Below are 6,293 nucleotides of genomic sequence, written 5' to 3'. Positions count from 1 at the left end.
TATGGTTTTGTGTTTGCGCGGTGCACAGTGCGCCGGCGCCAAAAACTGGGTAAAGACATCTAAACGCGATTGATCAACAGGGTAGGTAATCAGCACTTCCTGTGTTACTTGCTCAGGATCAACATGGTCAAACGCCGCGAGTGCACTTCGTCCGCTCACCACCAGCACCTGTTCGTAATCAAACACGGATACGTATTCTATGCCTGGTTTAAGTAAGGGATCGGGCGTGACGAGCACATCAATCTCATGGCCAAAGAGCGCCTAGCCCGCCAAACTGAAACTTTTGTTTAACGTCAACATCCACATCTGGCCATTGGTGCAAAAACGGCTCGACCACTTTCAACAGCCATTGATAGCAAGGGTGGCATTCCATACCAATGCGCAGTGTGCCACGTTGGCCTTGGGCAAACTGTTTAAGCTGCTGTTCAGCGTGCTTGAACTGAGGAAGCATGCGCTCAGACAGCGTAAGCAAGTACTCACCCGCTCGCGTGAAATGAAGCTGCCGTCCGGATTTTTGCCACAAGCTAATCCCGAGCTGGCTTTCTAGCTTTTTCATCGCATGGCTAATGGCAGATTGGGTGAGATGAAGCGTCTCTGCGGCTGCGGTAAGCGACCCTTGCTCTTTGATCGCACGCAAAATATGAAGGTGGTGACGTTCTAACATGTCTATTCCATGACTAAAATTCATTGATTGATGAAATAGTGCCATTCGTGCAGGTGTAAATCGACCGACTGATCACCGCGGTACTGGCGCTTAATAAAAAAGCAATATCCGATATACATCGCCTCAAGGGCTTCAAGCTGCATGGTTTGCTCGCCGCCATTTTCGGGCAACTGAATCAGGGCAGTGCCTGCCTCATTATCAATCTCACGCAGCACACAGGCTTTTTGATCTGCTAACAGTAACACGCAAGGGAGCAATAACGGCCCTAAGTTATCCAGGTTGCGACGTGACAAACGTGCGGCCAAACCGGCGCGCCTTGCCGCTTGTGGAAACATATCGGGCGTGAGTAGCGCATTGGTCATCGGCAAGCCCGCCACTAACGCATCCCCCGAGCAGGGGTGCCATAGTGTTCGGTCAGCAATACCAAACAATCTAGCAAGGGATCGTCGGTGGGTTGTTCGCCCGCTGCGATTTGCCACTGCACCGATTGATTATTATTTGATTGGTCAGTCACTTACATCTCTCTTTTGACCGAAAAATAACAGGCAGCAACATCATAGCCGCTGCCTGAGGGAGATTACCAGTCTGTATCGACGTCGATTTCTAAGTCTTGGTTATCTCCTACTGAAAGTTCAGTATTATTACCATCTTGCGTCAATCTTAGCTCCCCTTCTTGGCCACCAATCAAGGTGTTGATCACCACTTCTTGCTGACCGCCGTTGGTAACGACGCTCAAGCTTTCAATGTCAATCTGCTGATCCATTTGGCTATCGCCGTCGGCATCAATACCGATGGTGAGCGTACCTTCAGCCTCACCACTGTCTGTGGTTTGCCATGAAATCGACACGTGCCCTTCTTTGATGAGCTGAGTTAAATCCTCGACAAACGAGAAGGTGTCTTGCGTGTCACCTTGGTTGTCAAAATCGACAATAACATCGGTTTCCGTCCCATCGGCAGACGATGGCATATCATCCAGCGACCACTGGAATTTATCGCTACCGGTGCCACCGATGAGAATGTCATTGCCTTGACCGGCTTCTAAAGCATCGTCACCTGTGGTCCCAGTAACGGTAGTCACCTCATCGCCCCATTCAGCATTCACTTGTACGTCGTTGTAATCAAACTTCTTCTCAAAACTCACGTGGCCTAGCCAATCTACTACTTGTTCATATGAGCCCCCCAGTGTATCCTCAAACCCAATATTACCGTTGTTGGAAAGAGTCACATATGTTTTGCCATCTGGGTTTAGATCAGCTTGGTCAAATAAAGCTGGTGCACCCTTGCCGGATAACGGCTGCCCATTAACGACAGCTTGCCAGTTGCCTTGATGATTTTGCTCAAACGTTACATTGGCTTGGTCTGATATTGCATTTTTACTACCACCATCTGGAATAATAAAGAATCCAACTTCGCCTTGGGCGTAACCATCCAGATCAAATGTGTCGCCTTCATTAGCGTTCGATGAATTCGCCCAAACCACTTTGCCAGTAGTGGGATTGCCATTGTCATCTTTGACATAATAGCCAAAGCTATTGTTATACCCCGCAATCCCATCATCGTTAGTGAGCGTAAGCGGTTGCGACACATTACTCGTCACTTCATTCGGTAAAATGACGTTTAATGGTGAAGCCGTGTCTGTGATTTCGACATCAACACGATTGCCTTGATTATCAACCTCAGCTGCACCAACAGTCACGGATAAATCAGGGGCACCTCCCTCAGGCAATTCAAGCGTGACCGAGAAATCAGTGTCTGAGCCATCAACCGGCACTTGCCAATCACCTGAATCAAGCTGCTCGCCATCCGGTACGCTGCCCCCTTCAGGCATTCCCGATATAATTACTGATGTGATTTGTTCAGAGCCGTCGTTATCGTTCAACGTCACGTCAACGTCCAGCTGCACAATGTCCGCAACTTTGGTCAGCTCGCCATTATCTACTTGATATTTACCATCGGCAAAGTAGATGGTTTCCACTTTATTTAGATCATGACGGGGATGACTTCCTTGCTCGTCTTGGTATTCAAGGCGAACCCAATCATTGTCATTGTACAATTTTAAGCGATAATCACTGCGATTACCTTGTAGGTAAACCGTATCGTCGCCACTACCACCATAATACACGGTAGTCGCATCAGCTTGTTGTGATATAAAGGTAATATCCTCAGTCCCGCTGCTATCACCTAGATGATATGTTTCGATTGATGTACCGCCAATAAGCAGGGGCTTTCCGGTATCAGTTGTCGTTTTAGTGACTTGATCTGAATTCAGATTCTCTTGTTTAACATGCGCTATTAAATCATCGGCTGGATGCGAACCGCCGGCAAATTCAGCCAAGGAAGCCGAGACCGTTAGTCCATCAGAAGCAAGGTAGACGGCGTTGTTGCTCACGCTCCCCGTATTCCCTGCTTGGTCGGTCACCGTCATGGTCACGGTCAACTCGCCATCGGCCAGGCTGCTCACGTCTTGGCCTGTGACGGTCACGTTGCCATCACCATCCACGCTGATGTCGCCACTGTCGACAGTGATGCTTCCGCCTGAATTGGTGTCATTAGTATCTATACCACCAATCGACCCAATGCTGCCTCCAGCACTATTCGTGATCACAATACTGTCAACCGTTGCTCCCTTTTCTACTTGACCACTGAGCGTCACAGCGTTGTGAACTGCACTATTAACGACATCATCATCGAACGCGATGCTGTTCAAGCCATCATTTTGCTCTGGGGCTGTCGTATCGACTACTCCCCCCGGGTACCACATCCATTTATGTGGACTAATATTGYCGTTTTCGTCTTGCTGATAGACACGAATATCTGACCACTCATACTCGCCTTCTGGCAGCGTGAAACTTGTTCCCTCACCTTCGATAAAGTTACCAGTGTTACCCTCAAACGGCTTGTAATCTCCTGCATTCTCAAAGGTATAAAACCATTTATTACCTGGCTCAATGCCGCTTACAGTCACTTCCCCCTGATTGGTTATCCTATCATCGGCGCTACTCCCCGTGTCTTCGATTGTCAGCGTGGGCTGCGCGGGGGCTGTTGCTTCAGCGCTGTTTCCAGCTGAATCGGTCGAGACAACCGTGATATCAAGCGGAAACACTTCGCCATCAGGCAAATTGTCGCCATTCAATTCCACTTGGCCTGACTCACCAACACTGACCTTGAGGGGGTCTCCATCTTTATCAAGGATGACGTCGCCATTTTGATCTTTAAACGATAGCTCTGTGTTCGGCTCAGCCTCCACTTTAAGCCCATTCCCCCAAATCGCCTTGATCGTAGGCATCTCTATCTGGGTGTCGAACACGGCGCTGTCATCCACGCTGCCCTGGTTTCCGGCCTTATCGGTCACCGACATGGTCACTCTCAACTCGCCATCGCCCAGGCTGCTCAGGTCTTGGCCGGCCACGCTGACATCGTTGCCGCTCACGGTGATGTCGTTCGCGTCCACGGTGACGCTGCCACCCTGGCCGTCGGTGATCACGATGCTGTCTATCGCCGCACCGTCTTCCACCGTGCCGCTGAAGGTCACGGAGGTTTGCTCGCTCTCGTTGATCAGGTCATCGGCATCATCGAACGTGATGCTGTTCAAGCCATCATTTTGCTCTGGGGCTGTCGTATCGACCGTTACCGCAGGATGCCATTGATGCGCACTAATATTGCCGTTTTCGTCTTGCTGATAAACCCGAATATCTGACCACTCATACTCGCCTTCTGGCAGCGTAAAACTTGTTCCCTCACCTTGGGTAAAGTTACCAAGGTCACCCTCAAACGGCTTGTAATCTCCTGCATTCTCAAAGGTATAAAACCATTTATTACCTGGCTCAATGCCGCTTACAGTCACTTCACCCTGATTGGTTATACCATCATCGGCGCTACTCCCCGTGTCTTCGAGTGTCAGCGTGGGCTGCGCGGGGGCTGTTGCTTCAGCGCTGTTTCCAGCTGAATCGGTCGATACAACCGTGATATCAAGCGGAAACACTTCGCCATCAGGCAAATTGTCGCCATTCAATGTCACTTGGCCTGATTCACCAACACTGACCTTGAGGATGTCCCCATCTTTATTAAGGATAGCGTCGCCATTTTGATCTTTAAACGATAGCTCTGTATTCGGCTCAGCCTCCACTTTAAGCCCAGTATTGAAGCCATTCCCCCAAATCGCCTTGATCGTAGGCATCTCTATCTGGGTGTCGAGCACGGCGCTGTCGCTGCCTTCTGCCGAGGTGTTGCCAAACTGGTCTTCCAGCTCCGCTGTCACCTCGAGGGTTTCACCTTCCGCTGGCRCATCGAACGAGGTCGCGACGCTGCCGTTATCGATGTCGCTCTGCTCCAACACGATCTCGTTGGTGGTGGCGCCATCGCTGACGCGGATTTTGTCACCATCCACGGCGCCGGCTGGCAAGCCGACTTCAACGTCGACCTGGCCAGTGAGCTCACCACTGCTGATAAAGCCATCATCGTTGGCGTCTTCGACAATATTGACAGTTGGCGTGAAGAGCTCATCGATATTCTGGTCATCGCCATCTATATTGATCGATTCAAAATCACGCAGCTCAACACGATCTCCGGTGTCACTGTTTTCAACAATGACGTAACCATTACTATCTTTGCTGAACGATAGGTTGTCGACACTCGTATTAAATACAGCCTTGTCATTTCCTGCACCACCGTCAATGACGAGTTGATCGTTAGCATCATCAGTAATGATATTAACCGTATCGTTACCGGCACCAGTCAAGACATAATCATCCCCAGTTTCGGTATTGGCATTCGTCCATTCACCGTGCCAGTAATGCACAATGTTCGAATCTTCACTGGCGTTACCCGCCTCATCAGTCTGAATCGCTTTGAAGAATTCATTATCATTGACAGGTGTATTGTCGAGATCTGTAATATCTAAAGTCCAGAATCCATCACCATCCACCTCAACCTCGGTCGCGACACGAACATAACCATTCGGATTGGTATCATTACCATTAGTCGTACTGCCTTCTTTGCTATACAACGTGATAGTTGCTCCAGGTTCACCCGTACCGTGCAAAGTGACATCGCTGTAATCACTACCCGCTGAGTCATCGGTGATATTGGTGATGACTGGGGGGTTGGGAATGATGGAATCCAACGTCGCGGTTTCTGTGTCGCTCGCTGGGTTGCCCGCGCTGTCCGTCACGGATGCAACCACGGTGATGTCGCCATCAACCAGACCCGCTTCGCTTAGGTCTTCCGTGGTGCGGAACGTACCGTCCCCTTGAACGGTCGCGTCGAACTCGGCTGTGTTGCCTTGGCTGTCGGTCACGGTCAAGGTGACCACTTGGTTGGCTTCGACGTTGTCAGTTGTACCTTCCAACGTCACCGCATCCGCTTCGCTCGCGCTGAGGTTGCCATCGCCTACCGCATTCAAGTCGATAGCCGGCTGGTCGTCACTTAGATCCGCATCCAACGTCGCGGTTTCTGTGTCGCTCGCTGGGTTGCCCGCGCTGTCCGTCACGGATGCAACCACGGTGATGTCGCCATCAACCAGACCCGCTTCGCTTAGGTCTTCCGTGGTGCGGAACGTACCGTCCCCTTGAACGGTCGCGTCGAACTCGGCTGTGTTGCCTTGGCTGTCGGTCACGGTCAAGGTGACCAC

The 6,293-nt window shown here is 50.6% G+C and carries 4 protein-coding genes and 1 pseudogene; all 5 read right to left on the bottom strand.

Translation table 11 applies throughout. The features are described from left to right. Positions 1-237 (bottom strand): LysR substrate-binding domain-containing protein (locus BZG14_RS15745; protein WP_241824683.1); only part of this gene is annotated, 237 nt, incomplete at its 3' end. 7 nt (positions 238-244) lie between these two features. Then, entirely contained in the window at positions 245-664 is a 420-nt protein-coding gene (locus BZG14_RS15740; RefSeq protein WP_198532072.1) for a LysR family transcriptional regulator, read from the bottom strand. A 20-nt stretch (positions 665-684) separates the two neighbouring features. Then, positions 685-1,026, bottom strand: coding sequence for a hypothetical protein (locus tag BZG14_RS14310; protein WP_241824682.1), 342 nt, complete (start codon positions 1,024-1,026; stop codon positions 685-687). Positions 1,027-1,040: 14 nt separating this feature from the next. Beyond that, positions 1,041-1,178, bottom strand: coding sequence for a hypothetical protein (locus tag BZG14_RS15960; RefSeq protein ID WP_241824681.1), 138 nt, complete (start codon positions 1,176-1,178; stop codon positions 1,041-1,043). A gap of 63 nt (positions 1,179-1,241) precedes the next feature. Continuing rightward, a pseudogene (locus BZG14_RS14305) lies at positions 1,242-6,293 on the bottom strand (hypothetical protein); the annotation flags it as partial.

This window comes from Salinivibrio sp. IB282 (assembly GCF_001995685.1).
Lineage (GTDB): Bacteria > Pseudomonadota > Gammaproteobacteria > Enterobacterales > Vibrionaceae > Salinivibrio > Salinivibrio kushneri.
This window is presented reverse-complemented; position numbering and strand designations above follow the sequence as displayed.

Coding starts and splice junctions, on each gene's coding strand:
- BZG14_RS15740 (WP_198532072.1), bottom strand. CDS start 664: ATGTTAGAACGTCACCACCTTCATATTTTGCGTGCGATCAAAGAGCAA.
- BZG14_RS14310 (WP_241824682.1), bottom strand. CDS start 1,026: ATGACCAATGCGCTACTCACGCCCGATATGTTTCCACAAGCGGCAAGG.